The organism is Roseibium sp. JB4-4, assembly GCF_055693425.1.
The window spans coordinates 2,979,142-3,003,374 of record NZ_CM146333.1; the positions used below are offsets into that span (position 1 = coordinate 2,979,142).

Genomic DNA, 24,233 nt, shown 5'->3' on the forward strand with positions numbered 1-24,233 from the left:
CCGTGCTCCTTAAGCTTCGATCTCAATTTCAGTCGTTCAGGCCGAGAACGTCGGCCATGGAATAAAATCCGGGCTTTTGATCAAAACCCCAAAGCGCGGCCTTCACGGCACCGCGCGCAAATAATTGCCTGTCCTCGGACCTGTGTGACAGTTCGATCCTTTCGCCTTCACCAGCGAAGATCACGGAGTGTTCTCCAATGACGGATCCGCCTCTCAAGGTAGCAAAGCCGATATCGCCTGTTTGCCTTGGGTCCATGATACCGTCCCGCGTGCGCACCGAATGGGTTCCCAAATCGAGCCCGCGCCCTTCGGCTGCGGCCTCACCAAGCAGCAAGGCCGTTCCCGACGGCGCGTCAACCTTGTGTTTGTGATGCATTTCCAGGATTTCAATATCAAAGTCGGTGTCAAGCGCCGCAGCAGCCTTGCGCACCAAACTGGCGAGCAAATTAACGCCCAGGCTCATATTGCCGCTCTTGACTATGCGCGCATGTCGCGCCGCAGCACGAAGAGGTTCGTCCTGCCCCTCAGCCCAGCCGGTCGTGCCAATGACGTGGACAATCCGTGCTTGTGCGGCCAGCTCAGCAAAATAAAGACTGGCTGGAGGTGCGGTAAAATCAACCACCCCGTCCGCCTTGGCAAAAGCGGACAGGGGATCGTCGGTGACGGGCACTCCAAGTGTCTCGGTACCTGCAAGATCTCCGACGTCTTTTCCCAGACAGTCAGCGCCTTCCCGGTCAACCGCTGCGACCACCATTGCACCCGGTGCTTCGGTTATGGCACGCGTCAAGGCTCGACCCATTCGGCCACCAGCTCCGACGACCACCAAACGCATCTGCGCCATTGCGAACCTCTCAATCAACTTTCGAAGGGGGTATAGCAGTTTCGCACAGGGAGGCAAACGCTTGATACGTTGTTAGGCAGCAGACTTGCGCTACCTAATTCCTTGTAAATATTACTAGGAATGGATTTCAGATTTCATAGTCAAAGTTAAGTTTATTCCCGTATTTTTGTTGACTAAAAACTTTCCTTCAATTCACCTAAGATAAACTTTGAACAGTTACAGTGACGCTTCCGATTGCTTATTCTAACAATTGTGAAATCAAGCCAAAGATTTCATGATGGTGTATTCGGATGGTCTGAGAACGAATGAAAAAAGTTGCGACCAAATTGACGCCAGGGCTTCGGGGGCGCTCCAAATCTGGAAAAGTCACCTTTGGCCATGACAGCCTGACCCCGCTCAACCAGGCGAGCCTTTGTGCTGCACAATCTTTAGATCACACTCCCGGCACCCACGGAGAGCAACTTTGAGAGGCCGGTTTTCATTCCCGTTCAGCCGGCTTGTCATGGCGCTTTTTACCGTCGGGCTGGTCGGCACGGGGATCGCCCTTTTCTGGGTCACCTATATGGGAAGTCTGTCGATCGCCGAATACGAAGTTGCCCGTAGCGCCAAATCGAAGGCGACGCTGGCGCGTCTTGTTTTCAACCAACATCTGGACCAACTCGAAGGACGCATTCGCACCGTTGCGAGCGACCCGGCGCTTCAAAATGCGCTGGCTGAAAAGGACGCTGCCGCCGCGAAGGCAATTGTGGAACAGGCGTCGCAAAGCATGACCAGCGCTGTTCTCGACCTGTTGTTAATCGATCTTCCAGATGAAAGCGGTTGGGTCAAAAGCAGCCTCGGCTTGATCGACTTGACAGATCAATTGCCTTTCAATGTCCGTCAGGCCATGCCTCCCGATATCTGGATCACCTATGCCAATCATCACACCGACCCCATGGAAGTCACAGCCGCGCTGTCAATCCTGGTAATCGATCCGGAAACCGGACAGCTTCTTGGCCGGGTTTTTGGAGGTACGTCGGTTACAAGCTCCTTTTCGCTTCCGGGCGTACTCGCCAAGAACCTGCAGGTCGATGACATTTCGTTCGCTCATGACCATCACATTGTTGCCGGCATCGGCGAATTGATGAGCGAAACACTGCATCACCGGGCGACCACCGGCTCAGAGAACGTTCAGTACCTGCTTGAAAATGATCAGCTTTTCGTCATTGCGCCCCTTATCGCCGATCTTGACGGACACATGCTGTCCGCCATCATAAAGCAACCGATTGATACGCTTAAGAATGTCAAGGCAACTTATAGCCAGCTGTTCCTGCCGTTTCTCGTCTATACCGTTTTATTGGCGCTGTGTGCAGCGCTTCTGGTCAACAGGATAACCAGTGCCGGACTCGGTCGGCTGATGCGTTATGCCATGAACTTGCGCCAGGACCGCCTGGTTTCCGCTCCGCAGGCCGGGCTCATTTCCGAATTCAACAAACTGTCTGCCATGTTCCAGACTGCCTTTGAAACCGTCAGAAACAGAGATGCCCAGTTCAAGGACATGATCGACGGTTCGCTGCACGGTGTTCTGGTACATTCCAATCGGCGCGTTCTTTACGTAAACGACGCTCTCTTGAAAATGCTCGGGTATGAACCGGGCACGTCCGAACAACTGGTCGGAACCCCCTTCTGACATTTTATGCCCCTGAAGAACATGACCGCCTCCGCAGCTATCTCAAAATGCGCGGGAAAGGTGGCGCGCCGCGCGTATATGATGTCAAAGGGCAGCATAGGGACGGGCACACGGTCTGGTTTGAACAGCATGTTCGTCTTACGGAATGGCGCGGAGAAAATGCCCTTTATGTAACGATCACTGATATCAGCGAACGCAAACGCCAGGAAGAACTGGCAACCAAGAATGCCAATTTCGATATTCTGACAGGCCTGCCCAACCGACGCCTGCTCCTGGACAGGCTGCGGCAAAGCCTGCAACGCAACCGGCATGACGGCGTTCTGACTGCATTGATGATCCTCGACATCGATCGCTTCAAGATGGTCAATGAGACCTATGGACCGAAGGCAGGCGACCAGGTGATTGAGAGCGTCGCCGCCAGGCTGACACAGACGATGAGCCCGGACCAAACGGTCGCTCGCATGGGCGGCGATGAATTTGCCATCATCCTGTCCGACCCTGAAGACCGCTGGGAAATTGAGCGGATTGCGCGCGAGATCCTGACCGATATCAGCGACCCGATCGAACTTGAAGATGGCACCCGTGTCGTGCTCTCCGGAAGCCTCGGCATAACGCTTGCGCCAAATGACGGTGACGATGACGAAGTCCTGCTTTTGCAGGCCGACACCAGCATGCACCAGGCAAAGGCCGAGAGTGGCACGAGTTACAGGTTCTTTGCCACCCGAATGAATGAACAGACCGCACGGGCGGGTCTTGTGGAAGCCTCCTTGCGGCGTGCAATTGAAAATGGCGAGCTCCACCTCAATTACCAACCCATTGTCGACTATGCCTCGAACAAAGTCGTCGGCTGTGAAGCGCTGGCGCGTTGGACGGACGACAAGCTGGGCGTCGTTCCTCCGACAGAGTTTATTCAGGTGGCGGAAGAATGCGGTCTCATTGTTCCCCTCGGAGAGTGGGTGCTTCGGGAAGCCTGCACTTTCTATCAATCCTGTAATCGCAACGGAATGAAGCTGGAAAGCATCAGCGTCAACATCTCACCACGCCAATGCCGCGATGAAGATTTTCTCACCGAGCTTCGCGACATACTTCACGACACCGCCATGGACCCTACACATCTGTGTCTGGAAATCACTGAAAGCGTGATGTTTGACGATCAGCGAACCAACCCGGTGGAGATCCTGACCGCGATCAGTTCTCTCGGCATAAGGATATCCCTTGATGACTTCGGAACCGGTTATTCGTCACTTAGTTATCTGAAACGCCTGCCGATAGACACGCTGAAGGTCGACCGCGCCTTTGTCATGGACCTTGACCAGGACCAGGACGATCAGGCACTTGTCCAGGCCATCGTTTCGATGGCGCGCTCACTTGGGATCAACGTGATTTGCGAGGGGGCTGAAACGTTGGAACAATGTGATCTGATCCGGTCGTTCGGTTGCTCTCTGATCCAGGGGTACCACTTCGCCCGGCCAATGGCCGGCGTCGATTTTCATGGATATCTCGTCAATATGAACGGAACCGATCAGGTTTCTGCCGAAGCCGGTTGATCACGCCGAACCACATGTCACGTGACAAACAAAAAACGGGGGCCAAGCGACCCCCGTTTCTGTTCAAGCTATCAAGAAGGCTTATTCAGCTTCTTCTTTCTTCTCGATTTCCTTGCCGGTCTCCTGATCAACGACCTTCATGGACAGGCGAACCTTGCCACGCTCGTCGAAGCCCATCAGCTTGACCCAGACCTTGTCGCCTTCCTTGACAACATCGGTAACCTTGCCGACTTTTCTCGGAGCCAGCTGGGAAATGTGAACCAGACCGTCTTTGGCGCCGAAGAAGTTTACAAATGCGCCGAAATCAACGCACTTCACGACAGTACCTTCGTAAATCACACCAACTTCCGGCTCAGCGGCAATGGAGTTGATCCAGTTGACGGCTGCCTTGATGGCCTTGCCATCGGAAGAAGCAATCTTGACAGTGCCATCGTCTTCGATGTTGACCTTTGCACCGGTCTTTTCAACGATTTCACGGATGACCTTGCCGCCGGAACCGATCACTTCACGGATCTTGTCGACCGCGATTTTCATGACTTCAATGCGCGGCGCATGTTCGCCGAGTTCGGACCGGGCTTCGGTGATGGCATTGGCCATCTCGCCAAGGATATGAATACGTCCGTCCTTGGCCTGTGCCAGGGCGACTTTCATGATCTCTTCGGTAATGCCGTCGATCTTGATGTCCATCTGCAGGGAGGTGATACCCTGTTCGGAGCCGGCAACCTTGAAGTCCATGTCGCCAAGGTGATCTTCGTCACCGAGAATGTCGGACAGAACCGCGAAGCGGTCACCTTCCTTGATCAGGCCCATCGCGATGCCCGCGACCGGTGACTTGAGCGGCACGCCCGCGTCCATCATCGCGAGGGATGCACCGCAAACGGTTGCCATCGAGGACGAGCCGTTGGATTCGGTGATTTCTGAGACAATGCGGATGGTGTACGGAAAATCGTGATGCTGTGGCAGCATCGGGTTGATCGCACGCCAGGCCAGCTTGCCGTGACCGATTTCGCGGCGCCCCGGAGAGCCCATGCGGCCGGTTTCACCGACAGAGTAGGGCGGGAAGTTGTAGTGCAGCATGAAGTGAGACTTCACAGTGCCTTCCAGCAAATCGATGAACTGCTCGTCTTCACCGGTACCCAGGGTGGCAACCACCAGACCCTGTGTTTCACCGCGGGTGAAGAGAGACGAACCATGCGCGCGTGGCAGAATTCCGACTTCAGACGAAATTGCACGTACAGTCGAAAGATCACGTCCATCGATACGTGAACCCGTATCGAGAATGTTGCCGCGGACAACTTCCGCTTCCAGTTTCTTGAACTGTTCGCCCAAAACGTTGGATCTCGACGGCTTCGCCTTCAGCTGCGTTGGTGATCAATGCCTCAACCGCCTTGGCCTTGGCAGCATCAACCGCATTCTTGCGTTCGGTCTTGGATGTGATCTTGTAGGCTTCAGTCACTTCATCGGCGACCAAAGACTTGATTTTGCCGAAGAGTTCGGAGTGATCCGGCAAGACCAGATCGCGCGGTTCCTTGGCAGCGGTTTCAGCCAGCTTGATGATGGCGTCGATCACGGTCTGGAAACCCTTGTGACCGAACATCACGGCACCCAGCATGGTGTCTTCGTCGAGTTCCTTGGCTTCCGATTCAACCATCAGAACCGCATCGTTGGTACCTGCGACAATGAGATCCAAAGACGAATCCGGCATGTCGTCAACCAGCGGGTTGAGGACGTATTCGCCGTTGATATAACCAACACGCGCACCGCCAATCGGGCCCATGAACGGAACACCGGACAGGGTCAGTGCGGCGGATGACGCAACCATTGCCAGAATGTCCGGCGCATTTTCCAGATCATGGGAAAGAACGGTGATCACAACCTGAGTGTCGTTCTTGTAGCCATCGGCAAACAGCGGACGGATCGGGCGGTCAATCAGGCGTGATGTCAGAGTTTCGTGCTCAGACGGACGGCCTTCACGCTTGAAGAAGCCACCCGGGATCTTACCGGCGGCAAACGCCTTTTCCTGGTAGTTCACAGTGAGCGGGAAAAAATCCTGACCTGCCTTCGGTTCCTTGGCGGAAACGACTGTCGCCAGAACCTTTGTTTCGCCGTAGGTCGCCATAACGGCGCCATCGGCCTGACGGGCTACCTTGCCCGTTTCGAGAATGAGCGGACGTCCGCCCCAGTCGACTTCCACACGATGAATGTCAAACATCATCTGTCCTTACAAGTTTGCCCGCTGCCGGCTGCTTTCGGTACAGCACGGCGAAACGGGCACATTCCCGGTCGGCCCCGGATGGGCCGGTTACCGGTGGACAAGCCACGGGCAAGACAACGAGCTGCTTTCGCCACATTTGTGGAAAGAAGCCGGCAATCCTGCCCCATGACGTGTCACGAGGCTTCTATAGAGCGTTTATCAACAAATGGAAACGCTCAAGAGCCGATTGGTGGATCTCCCGGCGGCAATTTGTTCATCTGTGCTTGCCGAAGGTGTCTCCAAAGAAAAACGCGGCGGGAAATCAACCCACCGCGTTTACCGAATTCAGTGTTCTTAGCGGCGAATGCCAAGACGCTCGATAAGCGACTTGTAACGCTCTTCGCTTTTGCCGCGCGTATAGTCCAGAAGAGACCGGCGCTGCGCAACCATCTTCAGAAGGCCGCGGCGGGAATGATTGTCCTTGCCATGGTCCTTGAAGTGTCCAGTCAGGTTGTTGATCCGTTCGGTGAGGATTGCAACCTGGACTTCCGGAGACCCGGTGTCGCCTTCTTTGATCGCGAATTCCTTCATGAGCTCTGCTTTGCGCTCTGCGGTAATCGACATCGCTCTTTCCTTTCAAAGAGTGGTGGTCCGTTGACCGGACACGTTGAACTGCCGGAAACCGGCCTGATCCGAATGTCTCCAGAGCCGAGATGTCGTTCAGCAAAGGATCCTTTCGGACGAATTGAGCCTTAGTACTCAATGGCGGCGGTATATGGCAGAAAACAGCCAGGAAATCCAGAGAAAATTTTAAGATTGCACCTTGCCAGATTCAACAAGCTGGTCATTGTGAACCGGCACCCTTTCGCACAATCAAACTCTTTTCGGGATCCGGACCTCACAACAGCCGATTTGAGATTCAGATGATCATTAGAAGCGCACTAGACAGCGACAAGAAGCCAATGAGCGCTATTCTGGCTCAATTCAACCTGCTGTCGCGCAGCGACCGGTCAAGCGATGCTGCATATGTTAGCCGGCACAACATCGAGCACTCGGACACTGTTTGCTGTTCCGTAGCAGAAGATTCCGATGGCATTGTATTGGGTTTTCAGTCTCTAAAACGCGTTCAGGACGGAACCCCGTTTGGCCTTCCGCCCAGTTGGGGTTTTATCGGAACCTATGTGGCTTTGAATGCGGTTCGGCAAGGGATCGGAACTTGCGTTGTTCGAGGTCTCGAAAAGAGCAGCCAGATCCGCCGGGGTGACGATGGTCGACGCGACAATTGACGACACCAACGCACGCGGCCTTGCCTATTACGGCGCTTTGGGGTTTGCGACCTACCGCACGATTCCAGGCTTTGTCTGCAAGTGCTTTAAAGTGACCATGCCTCACAAATGAAACACACGGGTCGGCTGAAATCGGCCTTTTTCGATGGTGCCGATCGCGACTGGCACGTCGGCGTGGCTGGCGAAGGCAACGTCCGTGTTCAGCGGTGCGTCCCGGCCGCGCAAGATGATTGCCATTCCTTTACGGATCTTCGCTGCATCATCGAGCGAGACCGGTACTTCCACCAGGTCATCCATTGCGTCGCGGACCGGCAATACAAATTCAGCGACCAGTTCCTGAATGCCTTCGCTTTCTGCCAACTCCCCGGCAGCTTCAAGGATCTCATCGAACTTGATCAGGTCCTCTTCGCCGAAGGGACCAACAAGCAATCGGCGCAATTCCGTGACATGACCGCGCGTGCCCAGCCTGCGCCCAAGGTCCCTTGCGAGCGCACGCACATAGGTTCCTTTTCCGCACTCGGCTTCGAAAACTGCCCGGTCGTCATCCAGGCAGCTGACAAGGTCAAGACGGTGAACATCAATCGGCCGCGCCTCCAACGCGACAACCTCACCTTCACGCGCCAGATCATAGGCCCGCTCACCAGCCACCTTTATGGCCGAGAACTTGGGAGGGACCTGCATGATCGTTCCGGTGAATTCGCCAAGGACAGCGGTAATCGCATTCGCGGTCGGCCGATCGTCAGATGAGGCAATGACCTCGCCTTCGGTATCGTCCGTGTCGGTTTCAGTGCCCCAGGTCACCTCAAACCGATAGATCTTGCGTCCATCCATCACAAATGGAACCGTTTTCGTGGCCTCACCAAATGCAACAGGCAACAGGCCAGAGGCCCGAGGATCCAAAGTGCCTGCATGACCCACTTTCTGAGGCGAAAAGATGCGCTTGATCTTACCCAGTGCTTCGTTGGAGGTAATGCCGTAGGGCTTGTCCAGGACCAGCCAGCCATTGATGGCATTCTTTTTCTTTTGACCTGCTTTTGCCGTGCCATTTTTTGCTCTGCCATAGAAGAACGTCAAAGCCCCATAAACGCTCCGACGGCCCCGGGAGGCCCGGGCCTTGAAACACTTCAGCCGCAACCTGGGACTGTCGATATCTAGTTGTTTTCGTCGTCCAGATCCCTGGCAACATCCGGAGAATGAAGGAGCGACCCGATGCGGTCGTCGTCATCAAAACGGGTGTCGAGGACAAAGCGCAGATCGGGCATGTATTTCATGGTCAGGCGGCGGGAGACCTGTCCGCGCAAGAATTTGGCGCTGCGATTGAGAGCTTTCTCAACCTTCTCTGCATTCACACCGCCGAGCGGCATGACGAGGCAGGTTGCAACGCGCAGATCGGGCGTCATTCGCACTTCCGGAATTGTAACGATAACTCCATCCAGATCAGGATCGGAGAAAGCGCCACGGGTAAGAATGTCCGACAGTTCCTTGCGAACCGTTTCGCCAACGCGCAACTGACGCTGCGAAGGGCCTCGACTGTCCTGTTTGTGTTGCTTTGCCATTATTCTGGTCCTATCCGCCAGCTCTCCCGGTCCGTGCTTGAACTGCACGACGGTCCGGGACCTGCCGCATATCCTGCGCGGTTCACGCGCTCAATTGAAAAGAGCGCGCTTTCGCGCGCTCTCCTATCCGAATTCCGGACCACAAACGGCAAGCGCCATTGTCATCCGGAAAATCTTAGATGCTTCCGGCCGTCAGAGCGTACGTGCGATCTGCTCAACCCGGAAACACTCGATGACGTCGCCCGGACGCATGTCCTGATACTTGACGAAGTTCATGCCGCATTCCTGACCGGACTCGACCGATTTGACTTCATCCTTGAAGCGTTTGAGCGTGCCCAGTTCGCCTTCGTGAATGACCACGTCGTCACGGATGAGACGGACATTTGCGCCACGCTCAACCACACCTTCGGTAACCAGACAGCCAGCAACCTTGCCAACCTTCGAGATATGGAAGACTTCCTTGATCTCGGCATTGCCGAGGAAGGTCTCGCGGCGCTCGGGCGACAAGAGCCCGGACATCGCTGCCTTGATATCGTCGACCAGGTCATAGATCACATTGTAGTAGCGGATCTCGATGCCATCGCGGGACGCAGCTTCACGAGCCTGCTTGTTGGCACGCACATTGAAACCGATGATGGGAGCCTTGGATGCTGCTGCCAGAGTGATATCGCTTTCGGTGATGCCACCGACACCTGACAGAAGAATCCGTGCACCGACTTCGTCAGTGCCCAGTTCATTGAGCGCATGCACAATCGCCTCGGCGGAACCCTGAACGTCGGCCTTGAGGACCAGCGGGAATTCCTTCTTGCCGGTGTTCTGTGCACTCATCATCATCTGTTCGAGCGAGCCGCGGGCAGCGGAAGCAACCACAGACGCCTTTTCACGAATCTGACGCTGGCGATAGTCAGTGATCTCACGAGCGCGGGCTTCGTTCTCGACAACGGCGACCATGTCACCAGCAGCCGGAGTACCCTGGAAACCCAGAACTTCCACCGGCTTGGCGGGCCCTGCTTCCTTCACCTGCTTGCCGTTTTCGTCAAGCATCGCACGAACCCGGCCCCATTCGGCACCAGCCACGAGGATATCACCCGGTTTGAGTGTGCCCTTTTGAACCAGAACGGTTGCAACCGGACCGCGGCCGCGATCAAGCTGCGCTTCGATGACAATACCTTCAGCAGTACGATCCGGATTGGCCTGTAATTCCAGGACTTCCGACTGCAACAGGATCATTTCAAGCAACTTGTCGAGATTGGTACCGTTGAGCGCGGAAACTTCGACATCGATCACATCACCGCCCATGGATTCCGTCACCAGCTCTTCACTCAAGAGCTCTGTGCGGACCCGGTTCGGATCAGCGCCCTGCTTGTCGATCTTGTTGATCGCAATAATGATTGGTGCATCCGCTGCCTTGGCGTGCGCAATCGCTTCCTTGGTCTGCGGCATGACACCGTCATCAGCAGCTACGACCAGGATCACGATATCTGTCGATTTGGCTCCGCGAGCACGCATTTGCGAGAACGCAGCGTGACCTGGCGTATCGATGAAGGTAATCTTCTGACCGTCCTGGTCGACCTGGTAAGCGCCGATATGCTGGGTGATACCCCCGGCTTCCCCGGTTACGACCTTGGACTTACGGATGGCGTCAAGAAGTGACGTCTTGCCGTGGTCAACGTGGCCCATGATGGTAACAACCGGCGGGCGCTGCTGAAGCGTCGCTGCTTCGTCTTCCAGGGTGAACAGGCCTTCTTCCACGTCTGCTTCGGAAACACGCTTGACCGTGTGGCCCATTTCCTCGGCGATCAGTTCAGCCGTGTCAGCATCGATCACATCATTGATCTTCAGCATCTGGCCTTGCTTCATCAGAAGCTTGATCACATCGACCGCTCGCTCAGCCATACGGTTGGCGAGTTCCTGGATGGTGATGGCTTCAGGCAGAGTAACTTCGCGCGAGATCTTCTCGCGGACCACCTGCTGCTGGCCACGCTTCGCCTTTTCCTGGCGACGGCGCATCGATGCCAGCGAACGTGCCCGCTGACCGTCGTCACCTCCCGTTGCCGCAGAAATCGTGAGCTTGGACCGGCGGCGGTCTTCACCAGCGCGCGGACGCGCTGTCGGTGTCGGAGCCTGCTTGGGACGCTTGACCGCGCGAAGACCCTTGTTGTTGTTCCGGGTCTCGTCTTCGCTTGCCTCACGGGCAGGCTTGGGACGAGCCGCGGGGGCTTCTTTGCGCTTGCCCATGTCGTCAAGGCTCGGCGGTCTGCCACCGTCGGCATGCGACGGCTTGCGGCCGGAAGATTTTCCGGACTGGGCGTGCGCCTCATTTGCCGGAGCAGCAGCCGCGTCGGGCTGGGCTTCTTCGGCTGCAGGTGCTTCCTTGGCCTTCTCGGCGGCCACCCGGGCGGCTTCCGCCTCCTGCTTGGCTCGCTCTTCAGCTTCGGCGCTGGCACGCGCCTCTTCTTCCGCCTGACGTTTCGCCGCTTCTACTGCACGGCGCTTATCGTCTTCTTCGCGGCGCTTGCGTTCCTCAACTTCCCGCTCCTTGGCCATCTGAAGCGCCGCGGTCCGTGCCGCCGCTTCTTCCTTGGTCAAGGTTCGGAGAACGTTGCCGTTGCCTTTCTGGCGCTGCCCGGACGCAGACCGACGGGCTTGCTTTGCAGCCTGAGGATCGGGCTGCTGCGGCTTGCGTGGCTCTTCAGCCGTTCTCTCAAGGCGCTGCGTTGCCGACACCGGTGCTTCCGGCTTGGGCTCCTGGCCTGGGATCACAACACGACGCTTTTTCTTTTCCACGACGACGGCTTTGGACCGGCCATGCGAAAAAGACTGCCGAACAGTTCCCTGGTCGCCACCCCCGCGCTTTAGGCCAAGCGTCTTGCCACGCTCAACGCTGATTGTCTTGTCGCCTGGATTCTTCGTATCGCTCATATTGCCTTCAGTCCTGCGCAACTGCCCTGTCAAGCGTTGCTCGTTTCGCTGCCAACCGCGGTTGGTGCTCGAAAACTCTCCAATTCGCGCACCCGCGCCAGGAAGTTTTCGCTCGCCTGCCCGTCAAGCAGTGCAGCATGTATCACATTTGACCGGCCCAATGCCAAATCCAATTGGTCCGAATCGAACAAACGGACGATTTGGCATCCGTTTGCGAGTTCCTCTTGGCCGGCAGCCACTGCTGCCAGCTTCCGCACCCCGTCATCTGCAGCGTCCGAGGCGTGGATAAGCCCGGCGACGGGATCCCGCCGCAGAGCCGCTTCAACCTTTGCAAACCCGGTCACCAGTTCGCCGGCCTTGCGAGCCATGGATAATGCCTGCAATGCAGATCGCTCCATCAGCCCATCAACCAGATCCGCCAGTCCCGGTTCGACACGGGCTTCACCTTTAAACCCCCTGCCGAAAACCTTCTTCCGGTCTTTTTCGGCAACGGCGACCATTTCGTTCGAAGCCGTTACCCAAACACCACGCCCGGGAAGTACCCGCTTCAGATCCGGCACAACCCGACCATCGGGATCAAGCACGAACCGGATCAGCGAGCTGATCGGCTGAACCTCCCGGGTGACGGCACATTGCCGTTCGGTCGGCTCATTCTTCCTGGGCACCTTGCCACTCCTTCAGGTCGATCTTCTTTTCGACCCATCGAGGACCGTTCAGACCGACCGTTCACTTCGTCATCGGAACTAGAGCCCTGCCGTTGTGTTCCATAGACCACAACCAGCTCTGTCCGCATTTGTCCCTTTGCCTTACCCGTTCAGGATCGCACCGGCTGGGGCTTCTTCTGCCGGCGCTTCAACAGCCTCGACAACTTCTTCTTCGTCTTCTTCTGCTTCGGCCGCCTGTGCCGCAAGCTCTTCTTCGGTGATCCAGCCTGCTGCGATACGCGCGGACATCACCATGTTTTCTGCATCGGCGCGAGAGACGTCGAAGTCGGAAAGGGCACCTTCGAAACGCTTGGTCTCACCATCCTTGCGTTCAGTCCAACCAACCAAGTCGTCAGCGGCACAGCCTGCAAAATCCTCGATGGTCTTGATGTCGTCCTTACCGAGAGCCACCAGCATAGCTGTTGTCAGGCCATCAATCGAGCGCAACTCGTCAGAAACACCAAGAGCAATGCGTTCCTCGTCCTGCTTGGCTTCCAGTTCGCCGAGATAATCACGGGCACGAGCCTGAATTTCAACGGCTGTGTCATCGTCGAAGCCTTCGATCATGGAAATTTCTTCAATTTCCACATAGGCAACTTCTTCTACCGAGGTGAAGCCTTCGGTTGCAAGCAGCTGACCGACCATCTCATCAACATTGAGTGCTTCCATGAACAGCTGCGAGCGTTCCATGAACTCTTTCTGACGACGGTCGCTTTCTTCCTGCTCCGTCATGATGTCGATGGCCCAACCGGTCAGTTGAGATGCAAGCCGGACATTTTGGCCGCGGCGACCGATCGCAAGAGATAATTGGTCATCAGGAACCACGACTTCAATGCGTTCGGCGTCTTCATCGAGAACAACTTTCGCGACCTCAGCCGGCTGCAAAGCGTTGACGATGAATGTGGCCGCCTCATCATTCCACGGAATGATGTCGATTTTTTCGCCTTGCAATTCACCGACAACCGCCTGAACGCGGCTGCCGCGCATACCGACACAGGCGCCGACCGGGTCAATAGACGAGATCTTTGGAAATCACGGCAATCTTGGCGCGGGATCCTGGATCGCGTGCAACGGACTTGATTTCGATAACCCCGTCATAGATTTCCGGCACTTCCTGGGCAAACAGCTTTGCCATGAATTGCGGATGCGTGCGTGACAGGAAAATCTGCGGTCCGCGCTGCTCGCGGCGAACGTCATAAATAAACGCGCGAATGCGGTCACCAGTGCGGAAGATTTCACGCGGGATCAGCTCGTCACGACGGACAATGCCTTCGCCACGCCCCAGATCGACAATGACGTTCCCGTATTCCGCCCGTTTGACGACACCGTTGATAACTTCACCAACGCGGTCCTTGAATTCGTCAAACTGACGATCACGTTCTGCTTCGCGAACCTTCTGAACGATTACCTGTTTCGCGGACTGGGCTGCGATCCGGCCGAAATCAAGCGGCGGCAATGGCTCAGCAATGAAATCGCCGAGATTTGCTTCCGGGTTCCTGGCCTGTGCATCGGTTAGCGCAATGTCGGTAGACACGTTTTCAACTGTCTCAACGACCTGCAGAAGACGCTGCAACCGGATTTCGCCGGTCTTCGGATTGATCTCAGCCCGAACTTCCGTTTCGGTTCCGTAGCGCGAGCGAGCCGCCTTCTGAATTGCGTCTTCCATTGCGTTGATGACGATCATCCGGTCGATCGATTTTTCCCGAGCGACCGCGTCAGCAATTTGCAGCAGTTCCAGCCGGTTCGCGCTGATTGCCATTTTTCACTCCTCTTGCGCCAGAGTAATTCTTGTCTCGTGTCCGGCGCGTTGTTCCTTAGCCTCTGAGCATTCGGCTCAGTTGGGCGTGTTGTCCTGTGCCAACTCCTCAGTCGGCTTCCGGGCAGCCAACGCCGCCTTTTCCGCCTGCAGAGCAGCTGTAATCAAATCGTCGGTGAGCACCAGTTTCGCTTCGCCAATATCTTCAAGCGGCAGGTCAACGGTGTCCTTTTCGCCATCGGCCGCGTCAGGCAAACGGATCTGCGCCGCACCGTCCTGCGCACCTAGGAGCAGTCCGCGAAACCGCTTGCGGCCTTCCTGCATGACCGTCATTTCAATTTTGAGTTCGTGTCCCGCCCAACGGTTGAAGTCTTCCGCGCGCACCAAGGGTCGGTCAATGCCGGGCGAGGAAACTTCAAGGTGATAAGCTCGATTGATTGGATCCTCGACATCAAGCGCTGGCGAAACAGCGCGACTGATGGTTTCGCAATCTTCGACCGTCATGGTGCCATCGGGGCGCTCTGCCATGATCTGCAATGTGCAGCCATTGGCGGCGCTGATCTTGGTGCGCACCAGACGATAGCCGAGATCTTCAATGACCGGCTCAACAATTGCGGCAACACGAGCGTCCAGGCCCTGTTCCGTCACAATTCTCGGTTCGTGTGTGCTCACACTTGGCTCCTTAAGAAGCAGTTGCCTGCTTTTGAGCATCAGATGCACCTGATCGTCGATTTACATAGGGCAATCCTGCTCGAATTCGTTGGTTTCCGGCGCCAGTTAAGCAAAAAAGAGCGGGTCCCCGGCGGGCCCACTCTCAAAGTGCTCAGATAAGCCGTTTGAGGTGAAACACCGGCTGTATAACGCCAAAGCCATTGCGAACGCAAGAGGCCCAGCCAAATTCATCAAAGAAGTTGGTGTGACAGTGACTTTCGGGCTTTCAATGCAAGCGCGGGCCTCAGATCCGGCGAAAGGTCAGATACCTTCCGACACGGCCTTCGCGAAGGGCCTTGTCCTCATAGCGCGTGCCTGGCCAGCCTCGCCAGGGCTGCTTCCAGTCGCTTGAAGTCCCGGCCGTCCATTCAAACTCCGGATGGTCGCGACAGTGACGCAGTGTCCAGTCGATATATGTGTCGATGTCACTGGCAAATCGGAATTCAGCCCCCGGCTTGATGACACGGGCATACCGGCTCAGGTTCTGTTCATTGATGAACCGCCGCTTCCAGTGGCGCATCTTCGGCCAAGGGTCGGGATAAAGCTGGTAGGCAAGATCCAGCGAAGCGGATGGAAGCCAGTCGAGCACATTGACCGCGTCATCATCATAGAGCTTCACGTTTTTCAGTTTCTCGTCGACCACGGCAGCAACCGCCTTGGCCATACTGCCGACGAACGGTTCGACGCCTATAAAACCTGTTTGCGGCTCCGAGCGTGCGCGGTGGAGCAAGTGCTCTCCGCCGCCAAATCCAACCTCGAGGCAGACCGTGTCAACGTCGGCGCCAAAGAGGCTTTTGAGATCCTCAGGCGCTGGACCGGTCAAATCAAGGGCCAGCCTCGGCAGCTCCCGTGCCATGAGGTCTTCACGGCGCGGACTGAGCGGCTTGCCTTTGCGCCGACCGAAAAATGAGCCTTCGTAGCGTTCAGTCATTCTTCTTAAACGCAGATCGCCGGCAGTTCACCGGCGACCTCCTTCTTTGCTTTGTCAGCTGGTCAGAGCTTATCCCGCGAGCGGGCGAAGTTGATCAACCAGATCCGTCTTTTCCCAGGTGAAACCACCATCTGCATCCGGCTCGCGGCCAAAATGACCATAAGCTGCGGTACGCTCGTAAATCGGATTGTTGAGCTTCAAGTGCTCACGAATGCCCCGCGGGCTCAAACCCATGACATCACGCAGCGCCGCTTCCAGTTTCGCTTCGTCGCAATTGCCTGTGCCGTGAAGGTCGACATAGACCGACAGCGGGTCGGATACGCCGATCGCATAGGACAGCTGAATGGTGCAGCGGTCTGCGAGATCAGCGGCGACGACGTTCTTGGCAAGGTAGCGCGCGGCATAGGCGGCAGAGCGGTCAACCTTGGTGGGGTCCTTGCCGGAGAAAGCGCCACCGCCATGTGGGGCAGCACCTCCATACGTGTCGACGATTATCTTACGGCCGGTCAGGCCTGCATCTCCGTCCGGACCCCCGATAACAAAAGCGCCGGTCGGGTTCACGTGCCAAACGGTCTCGCCGGAAATCCAACCATCGGGCAGGGCCTGAAGAATGTATGGTTCAACGATGGCCTTCACATCTTCCGACGTCAGAGCCGGGTCGAGATGCTGCGTCGACAGAACGATGGACGTCGCGGCGACAGGCTTGCCGTTTTCGTAGCGGACTGTGACCTGGCTTTTCGCATCCGGCCCGAGTGCCGGCTCCTTGCCGGACTTGCGTGCATCGGCGAGCAGCTGAAGGATCCTGTGTGAATAGAGGATCGGTGCCGGCATCAGCTCGGCGGTTTCACGGCAGGCATATCCGAACATGATGCCCTGGTCGCCCGCACCCTCATCCTTGTTGCCGCCAGCATCCACACCTTGCGCGATATGTGCGGACTGAGCATGCAGGTGTACTGCGATGTCGCAGTTTTCCCAATGAAACCCATCCTGCTCATAGCCGATATCTTTGACAGCCATGCGGGCGAGATGCGCGAGGTAGTCGCCCGTAATGTTTGCCGGGCCGCGGGTTTCGCCTGCGATCACGATCCGGTTCGTTGTGGCAAGCGTTTCGCAAGCAACGCGTGCTTCCGGCATTTCTCTGAGATAGGCATCGACGACGGCATCGGAGATGCGGTCGCACACTTTGTCCGGATGCCCTTCGGACACGGATTCAGACGTAAACAGGTAATTCTGACGTGCCATTGGCGATCGTCCTTCTGGGAATGAATATGACTGAAGCGGCGAATGACATCGCCGCTTCGAGTGCATCAATCTTAGAAGTTTTTCGCCACGTCAAGCTCGCAGTCGAATTTTGTTAGTCGTCACCGGCCAATGAACGGACCAGATCGACAATTCGACGACGCACTTTTGGGTTTTCGATCCTTACGAAGGCTTTGTTCAAAGACAGGCCTTCCGAGGACGACAGAAAGTCGACGACATAGGAAGTTGGCTGTGTTTCGCCAAAGCCTTCAGCCTCTTCAGGTGTTCCAGGAGCATCTTCGAAGAAGAAGGACACCGGCACTTTCAAAATTGTCGCAATATGCTGCAGCCGGCTTGCGCCAATCCGGTTGGTACCTTTTTCGTATTTCTGAATCTGCTGGAAGGTGATGCCGAGGGCTTCACCCAGTTTTTCCTGACTCATACCCAGCATCATCCGCCTGAGTCGAACTCGGCTTCCTACGTGAATATCAATCGGATTTGGAGACTTCTTACTGGGCATATGCGTCACTCTTTCTTCTTCTCGCGGTGAATGTCCGCTCGTTTTCGTTTGCAACAGCTCCTCTTAAGTCCTCCCACAAGGTCCCAGAGGATCGAAGTTTGCCCGCAACTTTACACTGGTGCATGAAGCAGCCTTCAATCGGCTATTTCACGGTTGTATCACACTTCCTTCACTCAACTCAAACAATTTTTATCAATTTATACGCGAGTCGCGGTTGTATTGCGAGATCCCCGCAAATACTACCAATGCGATTGAAATAATCAGCATGGGCAAGTCGCCAAATACCCCATAGAGAGTTTTGCCTAACCTCTGCGGAAGCTGTCCGTCTATCACGCCTTTTTCGAAGATTTCGAGCTTGCCAATGACTTCACCCTTGCCGTCAAAAATGGCGGAAATACCGGTGTTTGCGGCTCTAATCATCGGGAGACCGGTTTCGATCGCCCGAAATCTTGCCTGAGCAAGATGTTGATAAGGTCCTGGTGTGCGGCCAAACCAGGCATCATTGGTTACATTCAAGAGAAAGTCGGGACCGTCTTCTGCCCCTGAAACACTTCCCGGAAAGATTGCCTCATAGCAAATCAGAGGTAGAAACCGGGATCCCTGAGAAACGCTGAGCGGTCGGCGTTGATAACCAGGGCTGAACCCTCCCGGAAGCCCGGCCAGATTGGTGATCCCGAGACTTTCCAGAATGGATTTAAAGGGAACGAACTCACCGAAGGGAACGAGCCTGACCTTGTCGTATATGCCCTTTACAGCCCCGTCTCCATCGACGACATAAACGCTGTTGAAGTATTCCGTTCCATTCGGACCGGCCTCTGCGCGGACAGCGCCCAAGACAAGTTCGGTGTTGTCTGTGAGCACCTGCGCGATCCGGAACATTGCACCCGGCTCCTGCGTCAGCAGAAAAGGCACTGCCGATTCCGGCCATATCACGATGCGCTCCTGCCCAACGCGTGCATCGCCTCCGAGCGGCGCAGCTGTCATATCCAGAAATGTTCGAAAAATGAGGTCTCTGAACTCGGGCCGCCATTTGTCCTGCTGATCAATAGACGGCTGCACAATGCGCACATCCAGGTCAGAGGCCTTGGTCTCAATCGTCTGAAGCCTGAAAGCTCCGTATCCGGCGAGAACAAGCAGCAATGCCGCCGCAAGACCAACAGCCGACATTCGTTGCCGCAACGGTCTGGTATCTGCAAGAACGGCTGGGGTGGAAAAGATGGCAACAACCAAAAATGTCAGACCATAAATTCCAATCAGGCTTGCTGTTTGAGACAGCGCCAAAGACCCGGAAAATCCGTAGCCGAAAGCATTCCAGGGAAACCCGGTCAGCACATGGCCACGCAACCAATCTGCCAACGTCAGACACGCAGCAAGAAGAAGAACGCGCCGAAACCTGTCACTCCAAAACAGCGCCGAAAAAGCAGTTCCGATACCAGTGAAGATAGCAAGACCAGCCGGCATCGCCAGAACTGCAAACGGCATCAGCCAGGCGAAGCGTTCGGCCTCGACGAGAAACGCTGCGCCAATCCACCAAAGACCTGCGAGGAAATAGCCGAAACCGAAGAGCCAGCCCAAGCCAAATCCGGTTCGGAAACGCTTCAAGGCTCCACCGGATACAGCCTCCAGGGCACCATCCAGAAGCCAGATCAGACAAGGGAAAGTGACCAGGAGGACAACGGGAAGATTGTACGGGGGCAGCGCGAGTGCCGACGCGGCTCCACAGGCGATGCATAACAGCCACCGCTGCCATCCCCATGCCAACAGAAAATAATTGGGCAGGGCGGACAGCCGTTGAGACAACCAATGCATCAGAAACCTATTCCCCTTTGAAGTGCTGTGGAGCTTTGTCGGCTCCAGGCAAGAGGGTCAAGGTTTTATTGCCTGATATCAGAAAAGCCGACGGATCAACCGCTCGTGCCGGAAACAGATTTGCGCGAAGGCTCTTTTGCCGGCTCTCGTTCAGAAACGCTTTGCGATGGCTCACCCTGGGCTTGTTCCGAAGCCGGCTGATCACTTCGCTTGTTGCGCCGCCGCAGCTCCTGGGGCCGTATTTCGGTCCGTCGGCGCCGGATCTTCAAACGCTTGATCCGCCGGGGGTCGGCGTCCATAACCTCGAATTCAAAGCCCGGCACTTCCTTGGGTACAAACAGCAGTTCGCCGCGCACAGGAACACGTCCTATCGAAACGTAAAGCAGTCCACCCAAGGTATCGACGTCCTCAGAGATTTCATTGCCGGTCAGCTGCGTGCCGAGGGCTTCATCCAACTCTTCCAGTGGAAGGCGCGGGTCAGCGGTCCAAACGCCTTCAGCCTCGAGAGCGAGCATAGATTCTTCGTCCTCATCATGCTCATCCTCAATGTCACCAACCACCTCTTCGACGAGATCCTCCAATGAAACCAGTCCGTCGGTGCCACCATACTCATCAATGACCAGCGCCATCTGAATCCGTCCGGCCTGCATTTTCGCCATCAGGTCCGTTGCCGGCATGGAAGGCGGGACAAACAGAAGATCCCGCAACAGATCCGTTTCCTTTAGCGAAACCGACAAATCGACACTGGACAGATCGAGATGCGGCCTGTTGTGACCATTTCGGGCACCTCCATTGAGGTCATCTGGTTGTATCTCGGTTGCACTCTCACCGTTTTCCACAGTAGTTGCAGGCCGGCTTTGCGCACCGCGCTCCGCAATAAAGGCCATCACGTCCTTGATGTGGATCATTCCACGCGGATCATCGAGCGTGTCTTCATAGACAGGCATGCGGGAATGGCCGCTTGTCTGAAACAATTCCATGACACGGCTGAGGCTGGTATCGAAATCAACTGCGTCGATATCGGCACGCGGGATCATGGCGTCCTCGACGCGCAATTCTCTCAAGCGAAGAATGTTTCCGAGAAGCAGGCGCTCTTCCGGCGAGAAGGCGGCATCACCACCGCCCTCGCGCGCGAGCTCGTCTTCAAGGTTTTCACGCAGGCTCGAAGAGTGCCGTCCCAAGCGCAAAACGCGTTTGAGCTTATCCAGAAAGGCCGCAGATCGCTGCGGCTTCATCTCTTGCGGGTCTTCCCCCTCCGGGGGCTGTCCGGAAGAAGCGGCCTTAGGCTCGCTTGCCGGACTTTCAGGTTCACTTACGTCCATCATCCATCAATACAAGAACGCCACGCTACATGATGCCATCTAACGGCCTTCCGCCACAAGTGGCCTGTCAGCGTAAGGGTCATCAATGCCTATAGTGGCCAATATGGTTTTCTCAAGGCTCTCCATCAGTTCAGCCTCATCATTTTCCTGATGATCATAATCGAAAAGATGCAGCAAACCATGAATTGTCAAATGGGAAAGGTGATCGTCAAATTCAATTCCCAGCTCTTCCGCTTCGCGCATTATGGTTTCAATAGCAAATACGATATCTCCTAAAAGCGGCCCGTAAACATCATCTTGCGGGTCACTACCCGGAAAAGACAGCACATTTGTCGGCCTGTCTTTTTCTCGCCACTCTCTGTTCAATTTGCGGATCGCATCATCATCAGTGAATAAAAGCGAGACTTCGGACCCGTTCCGGACTTCTAGGTCAGTCGCCTCAAATGCAGCTGCGATTGCTCGGGTAACAACTTTTTCCAAGCCAGATTCATCTGCCCAGCCGGCCGCCTCGATCGAAAGATCGATTTGAAACCCCTCCGGCAGGCTGTTCGACATTCTTCGCCCCGGCTCTCAGGACGCTGCAGCTTCACGCGGTCTGGGCGGAACTCCGTCCTGACCATTGTCGCGCTTGCGTTCGTTGAAGCGGCGCTCACGCGCCACGGATTCCTCGCGGGAGGCGTTGTCATAGGCGGTGACGATACGTCCAACCAACTCATGACGAACAACATCGGTTTCAGAGAAACGGATATGCGCAACCGCCTCGATATCCGTCAGGAGGCCCAAGGCCTCACGCAGACCGGATTTCTGACCTGCGGGCAAATCGATCTGACTTGGATCGCCGGTCACGATCATTTTGGACCCTTCCCCGAGACGGGTCAGGAACATCTTCATCTGCATGGACGTGGTGTTCTGTGCTTCGTCAAGCAAAACAACAGCATTCGACAGCGTGCGGCCACGCATGAAAGCGAGCGGCGCAACTTCGATCATCCCGGACTGCAACCCGCGGTCCACCTTTTCTGCCGGCATCATCTCGTAAAGAGCATCGTAGATCGGTCGCAGGTAAGGATCGACCTTGTCTTTCATTTCGCCAGGCAAGAAGCCAAGACGCTCACCGGCCTCTACGGCTGGGCGGGAGAGGATCAGGCGCGCAACGTCGCCGCGTTCCAGCAGGGCTGCCGCATATGCCACAGCCAGAAAGGTCTTGCCTGTGCCGGCAGGACCTGTTCCAAAATCAGATCCGCCCGATCCATGGCGCGAATATATGCGTCCTGAGTCGGCGTTCGAGCAACGATTGTTTTCCGGCGTGTTGCGATCTGCGCAAAGGCAAGGCGCGACTTCGGCTCCAGGGTCGGTAGCGGCAATTGTGCCTCGGCCGCCGCAGCCATGCGCAGGGCGCCGTCCACGTCGCCGGGGTGAATTTCCTGGCCCTGCAGCAGTCTTTGGTACATCGCCTCAAGCGCAGTACGTGCCTGTGCACATCCGGCGCGAGACCCCTTCAGCGTCACCTGATTGCCGCGCGCAATGGCATCAATCCCAAGCCGCTGCTCGATCAGCGCAAGGTTCTGGTCAAACTGACCGAACAGGTCGCCGATCAGCCGGTTGTCTTCAAAAGCAAGGACAATGTGGGTCAAATCGGATGCCGAAGCGGCGGAAGAGGATTGATCCGTGGACTTGCGGGAAGAAGATTGGCTGTCGCGCGTCAAATGACATCTCCTGTTCTCAACCGGCTTTTGCCTGGATGGCGCCGGCATCGTCTCGTTCATCTTGCCCGGCATTCAGCCGTCCGAACAGCGAATTAGATCCGATCTCTACGATTTCCACCGCTTGTACACTGCCAATCAGGCTTTCCGGTGCGTCCAGCTGAACCGGCTGCAGCCATGGGGACTTTCCGACAAGTTGACCCGGATTTCGCCCTTTCTTTTCCAGAAGGACATCGCAAGTCATCCCAAGCCGGGAGGCGTTAAAGGCCTTTTGCTGCTCGCTCACCAGCGTCTGCAATTCCGCTAGACGCTCGGACTTGAGATCTTCCGGCACCTGGTCGTCCATGGTCGCTCCAGGCGTTCCGGGGCGTTGACTGTATTTGAACGAAAACGCAGAGCCATATTCGACACGCCGTATCAGGTCCATTGTGTCTTCAAAATCCTGGTCTGTCTCACCCGGAAAACCGACAATAAAGTCACCGGACAGTGCAATACCGGGCGCAGCCGCCCGAATTCTGTCGATCAAACGGAAATAATCATCGCGCGTGTGACGCCTGTTCATCGATTTCAGGATCTTGTCCGAGCCGGACTGCACAGGCAGATGCAAATAAGGCATCAGGGTCTTCAGGTCCCGATGCGCATCAATCAGGTCGTCATCCATGTCACGCGGATGGCTGGTGGTGTAACGCAACCGGTCGAGACCATCGATCTCCGACAAGCGGCGCAGCAACTGCCCCAGACCCCAGGTGGTTCCGTCCTGCGCTTCTCCGTGAAAAGCATTCACGTTCTGCCCGAGCAAAGTGATTTCACGAACGCCGGACGCCGCCATGCGCTCGGCTTCCTTGACAATCTGCGTGACGGACCGGGACACTTCTGCGCCGCGTGTATAGGGCACAACACAGAACGTGCAGAATTTGTCACACCCCTCCTGCACTGTCAGGAAGGCAGAAGGCGCTCGTTTCTGAACAGGTTTTTCTGCACTTTCCGAAAGATGATTGAACTTCGCGTCGATGTCGAACTCGGTCTCAACGACTTTCGCTCCCTGGCGCGCTTTCGACAGCAGTTCAGGCAGCTGATGGTAGCTTTGCGGCCCGATAACCAGATCAACGATCGGTGCACGTCTGGAAATTTCCTCGCCTTCGGCCTGCGCCACGCATCCCGCGACACCGACCATCATATCCTTGCCCGACTTTGATCTTGCTTCCTTCACTTTGCGGATCCGGCCAAGCTCTGAATAGACCTTCTCTGCTGCTTTTTCGCGAATATGACAGGTGTTCAGGATGACGAGGTCGGCGTCCTCCATATCATCGGTCGCCTGAAACCCCTCCGGCGCAAGAACGTCGGTCATGCGTTCACTGTCATAGACATTCATCTGGCAGCCGTAGGTGCGAACAAATACCTTGCGGGTATTGGTCAACTCTTCGGATGTCGTGTTGTCCGACGGAGAAACGGCAGATGTGGTCGTTTCAGGTTCTAGATCCGGGCGGCTGGTCATTCGCTCCTCGTGGCCTTCATTGCGAGGCCGT

General features: G+C 56.1%; 17 protein-coding genes and 3 pseudogenes. 3 read left to right on the forward strand and 17 right to left on the reverse strand.

The genetic code is table 11. The annotated features are described in order from the left end of the window. Nucleotides 1-28: 28 nt before the first annotated feature. Nucleotides 29-841 carry a 4-hydroxy-tetrahydrodipicolinate reductase gene (gene dapB, locus ACZ1HV_RS13945; protein WP_472715500.1) on the reverse strand — a complete coding sequence of 271 codons (813 nt, stop codon included), beginning with the start codon at nucleotides 839-841 and terminating at the stop codon, nucleotides 29-31. A 502-nt stretch (nucleotides 842-1,343) separates the two neighbouring features. Between dapB and ACZ1HV_RS13950 the strand changes: the two genes are divergently transcribed. Further along, nucleotides 1,344-2,510 carry a PAS domain-containing protein gene (locus tag ACZ1HV_RS13950; RefSeq protein WP_472715501.1) on the forward strand — a complete coding sequence of 389 codons (1,167 nt, stop codon included), beginning with the start codon at nucleotides 1,344-1,346 and terminating at the stop codon, nucleotides 2,508-2,510. Further along, entirely contained in the window at nucleotides 2,507-4,057 is a 1,551-nt protein-coding gene (locus tag ACZ1HV_RS13955) for a putative bifunctional diguanylate cyclase/phosphodiesterase (RefSeq protein WP_472718447.1), read from the forward strand. The genes ACZ1HV_RS13950 and ACZ1HV_RS13955 overlap by 4 nt, the downstream gene beginning before the upstream one ends. A gap of 81 nt (nucleotides 4,058-4,138) precedes the next feature. Here ACZ1HV_RS13955 and pnp read toward each other — a convergent pair. Both pnp and rpsO read right to left on the reverse strand, forming a co-directional pair. Further along, nucleotides 4,139-6,269: pseudogene (pnp, locus tag ACZ1HV_RS13960) on the reverse strand (polyribonucleotide nucleotidyltransferase). A gap of 336 nt (nucleotides 6,270-6,605) precedes the next feature. Beyond that, nucleotides 6,606-6,875: a 30S ribosomal protein S15 gene (rpsO, locus tag ACZ1HV_RS13965; RefSeq protein WP_298818717.1), complete on the reverse strand. Its 270-nt coding sequence runs from the start codon at nucleotides 6,873-6,875 to the stop codon at nucleotides 6,606-6,608. A gap of 299 nt (nucleotides 6,876-7,174) precedes the next feature. On the opposite strand from rpsO, the gene ACZ1HV_RS13970 reads away from it, so the two are divergent. Continuing rightward, the gene (locus ACZ1HV_RS13970) at nucleotides 7,175-7,537 is read left to right on the forward strand and encodes a GNAT family N-acetyltransferase (RefSeq protein ID WP_472715502.1); all 363 of its coding nucleotides are present in this window, start codon (nucleotides 7,175-7,177) and stop codon (nucleotides 7,535-7,537) included. A gap of 102 nt (nucleotides 7,538-7,639) precedes the next feature. Here ACZ1HV_RS13970 and truB read toward each other — a convergent pair whose 3' ends face one another. The 14 genes and pseudogenes from truB to miaB form a co-directional block, all read right to left on the reverse strand. Then, on the reverse strand, nucleotides 7,640-8,611 hold the full coding sequence (gene truB, locus ACZ1HV_RS13975) for a tRNA pseudouridine(55) synthase TruB (RefSeq protein WP_472715503.1): 972 nt from the start codon (nucleotides 8,609-8,611) through the stop codon (nucleotides 7,640-7,642). A 77-nt stretch (nucleotides 8,612-8,688) separates the two neighbouring features. Continuing rightward, nucleotides 8,689-9,093: a 30S ribosome-binding factor RbfA gene (rbfA, locus tag ACZ1HV_RS13980; protein ID WP_298818712.1), complete on the reverse strand. Its 405-nt coding sequence runs from the start codon at nucleotides 9,091-9,093 to the stop codon at nucleotides 8,689-8,691. 192 nt (nucleotides 9,094-9,285) lie between these two features. Then, on the reverse strand, nucleotides 9,286-12,015 hold the full coding sequence (gene infB / locus ACZ1HV_RS13985) for a translation initiation factor IF-2 (RefSeq protein WP_298985146.1): 2,730 nt from the start codon (nucleotides 12,013-12,015) through the stop codon (nucleotides 9,286-9,288). A gap of 29 nt (nucleotides 12,016-12,044) precedes the next feature. Continuing rightward, the gene (locus tag ACZ1HV_RS13990) at nucleotides 12,045-12,680 is read right to left on the reverse strand and encodes an RNA-binding protein (RefSeq protein ID WP_298818708.1); all 636 of its coding nucleotides are present in this window, start codon (nucleotides 12,678-12,680) and stop codon (nucleotides 12,045-12,047) included. 141 nt (nucleotides 12,681-12,821) lie between these two features. Further along, a pseudogene (nusA, locus tag ACZ1HV_RS13995) lies at nucleotides 12,822-14,478 on the reverse strand (transcription termination factor NusA). A gap of 75 nt (nucleotides 14,479-14,553) precedes the next feature. Beyond that, complete coding sequence (gene rimP, locus ACZ1HV_RS14000; RefSeq protein ID WP_298818704.1) at nucleotides 14,554-15,147, reverse strand: ribosome maturation factor RimP; 594 nt, start codon at nucleotides 15,145-15,147, stop codon at nucleotides 14,554-14,556. A gap of 283 nt (nucleotides 15,148-15,430) precedes the next feature. Next, on the reverse strand, nucleotides 15,431-16,117 hold the full coding sequence (gene trmB, locus ACZ1HV_RS14005) for a tRNA (guanine(46)-N(7))-methyltransferase TrmB (RefSeq protein WP_472715504.1): 687 nt from the start codon (nucleotides 16,115-16,117) through the stop codon (nucleotides 15,431-15,433). A gap of 69 nt (nucleotides 16,118-16,186) precedes the next feature. Next, nucleotides 16,187-17,359, reverse strand: a complete 1,173-nt coding sequence (gene metK / locus ACZ1HV_RS14010; RefSeq protein WP_298818701.1) for a methionine adenosyltransferase — start codon at nucleotides 17,357-17,359, stop codon at nucleotides 16,187-16,189. Between the two features lie 112 nt (nucleotides 17,360-17,471). Continuing rightward, nucleotides 17,472-17,876 carry a helix-turn-helix domain-containing protein gene (locus ACZ1HV_RS14015; RefSeq protein WP_298818700.1) on the reverse strand — a complete coding sequence of 135 codons (405 nt, stop codon included), beginning with the start codon at nucleotides 17,874-17,876 and terminating at the stop codon, nucleotides 17,472-17,474. 192 nt (nucleotides 17,877-18,068) lie between these two features. Then, complete coding sequence (gene lnt / locus ACZ1HV_RS14020; RefSeq protein WP_472715505.1) at nucleotides 18,069-19,685, reverse strand: apolipoprotein N-acyltransferase; 1,617 nt, start codon at nucleotides 19,683-19,685, stop codon at nucleotides 18,069-18,071. Between the two features lie 95 nt (nucleotides 19,686-19,780). After that, on the reverse strand, nucleotides 19,781-21,010 hold the full coding sequence (locus tag ACZ1HV_RS14025; RefSeq protein ID WP_472715506.1) for a transporter associated domain-containing protein: 1,230 nt from the start codon (nucleotides 21,008-21,010) through the stop codon (nucleotides 19,781-19,783). Between the two features lie 36 nt (nucleotides 21,011-21,046). Next, nucleotides 21,047-21,562: an rRNA maturation RNase YbeY gene (gene ybeY / locus ACZ1HV_RS14030; protein ID WP_472715507.1), complete on the reverse strand. Its 516-nt coding sequence runs from the start codon at nucleotides 21,560-21,562 to the stop codon at nucleotides 21,047-21,049. A gap of 15 nt (nucleotides 21,563-21,577) precedes the next feature. After that, nucleotides 21,578-22,758 (reverse strand): annotated as a pseudogene (locus ACZ1HV_RS14035) (PhoH family protein). Beyond that, on the reverse strand, nucleotides 22,727-24,202 hold the full coding sequence (gene miaB, locus ACZ1HV_RS14040) for a tRNA (N6-isopentenyl adenosine(37)-C2)-methylthiotransferase MiaB (RefSeq protein WP_472715508.1): 1,476 nt from the start codon (nucleotides 24,200-24,202) through the stop codon (nucleotides 22,727-22,729). The pseudogene ACZ1HV_RS14035 and the gene miaB overlap by 32 nt, the downstream one beginning before the upstream one ends. Nucleotides 24,203-24,233: the final 31 nt, after the last annotated feature.

What these genes read in the sequence shown, in the direction of transcription:
- dapB (WP_472715500.1), bottom strand. Translation starts at nt 841, where the DNA reads ATGGCGCAGATGCGTTTGGTGGTCGTCGGAGCTGGTGGCCGAATGGGT.
- ACZ1HV_RS13950 (WP_472715501.1), top strand. Translation starts at nt 1,344, where the DNA reads ATGGCGCTTTTTACCGTCGGGCTGGTCGGCACGGGGATCGCCCTTTTC.
- rpsO (WP_298818717.1), bottom strand. Translation starts at nt 6,875, where the DNA reads ATGTCGATTACCGCAGAGCGCAAAGCAGAGCTCATGAAGGAATTCGCG.
- ACZ1HV_RS13970 (WP_472715502.1), top strand. Translation starts at nt 7,175, where the DNA reads ATGATCATTAGAAGCGCACTAGACAGCGACAAGAAGCCAATGAGCGCT.
- rbfA (WP_298818712.1), bottom strand. Translation starts at nt 9,093, where the DNA reads ATGGCAAAGCAACACAAACAGGACAGTCGAGGCCCTTCGCAGCGTCAG.
- infB (WP_298985146.1), bottom strand. Translation starts at nt 12,015, where the DNA reads ATGAGCGATACGAAGAATCCAGGCGACAAGACAATCAGCGTTGAGCGT.
- trmB (WP_472715504.1), bottom strand. Translation starts at nt 16,117, where the DNA reads ATGACTGAACGCTACGAAGGCTCATTTTTCGGTCGGCGCAAAGGCAAG.
- metK (WP_298818701.1), bottom strand. Translation starts at nt 17,359, where the DNA reads ATGGCACGTCAGAATTACCTGTTTACGTCTGAATCCGTGTCCGAAGGG.
- ACZ1HV_RS14015 (WP_298818700.1), bottom strand. Translation starts at nt 17,876, where the DNA reads ATGCCCAGTAAGAAGTCTCCAAATCCGATTGATATTCACGTAGGAAGC.
- lnt (WP_472715505.1), bottom strand. Translation starts at nt 19,685, where the DNA reads ATGCATTGGTTGTCTCAACGGCTGTCCGCCCTGCCCAATTATTTTCTG.
- ACZ1HV_RS14025 (WP_472715506.1), bottom strand. Translation starts at nt 21,010, where the DNA reads ATGATGGACGTAAGTGAACCTGAAAGTCCGGCAAGCGAGCCTAAGGCC.
- ybeY (WP_472715507.1), bottom strand. Translation starts at nt 21,562, where the DNA reads ATGTCGAACAGCCTGCCGGAGGGGTTTCAAATCGATCTTTCGATCGAG.
- miaB (WP_472715508.1), bottom strand. Translation starts at nt 24,202, where the DNA reads ATGACCAGCCGCCCGGATCTAGAACCTGAAACGACCACATCTGCCGTT.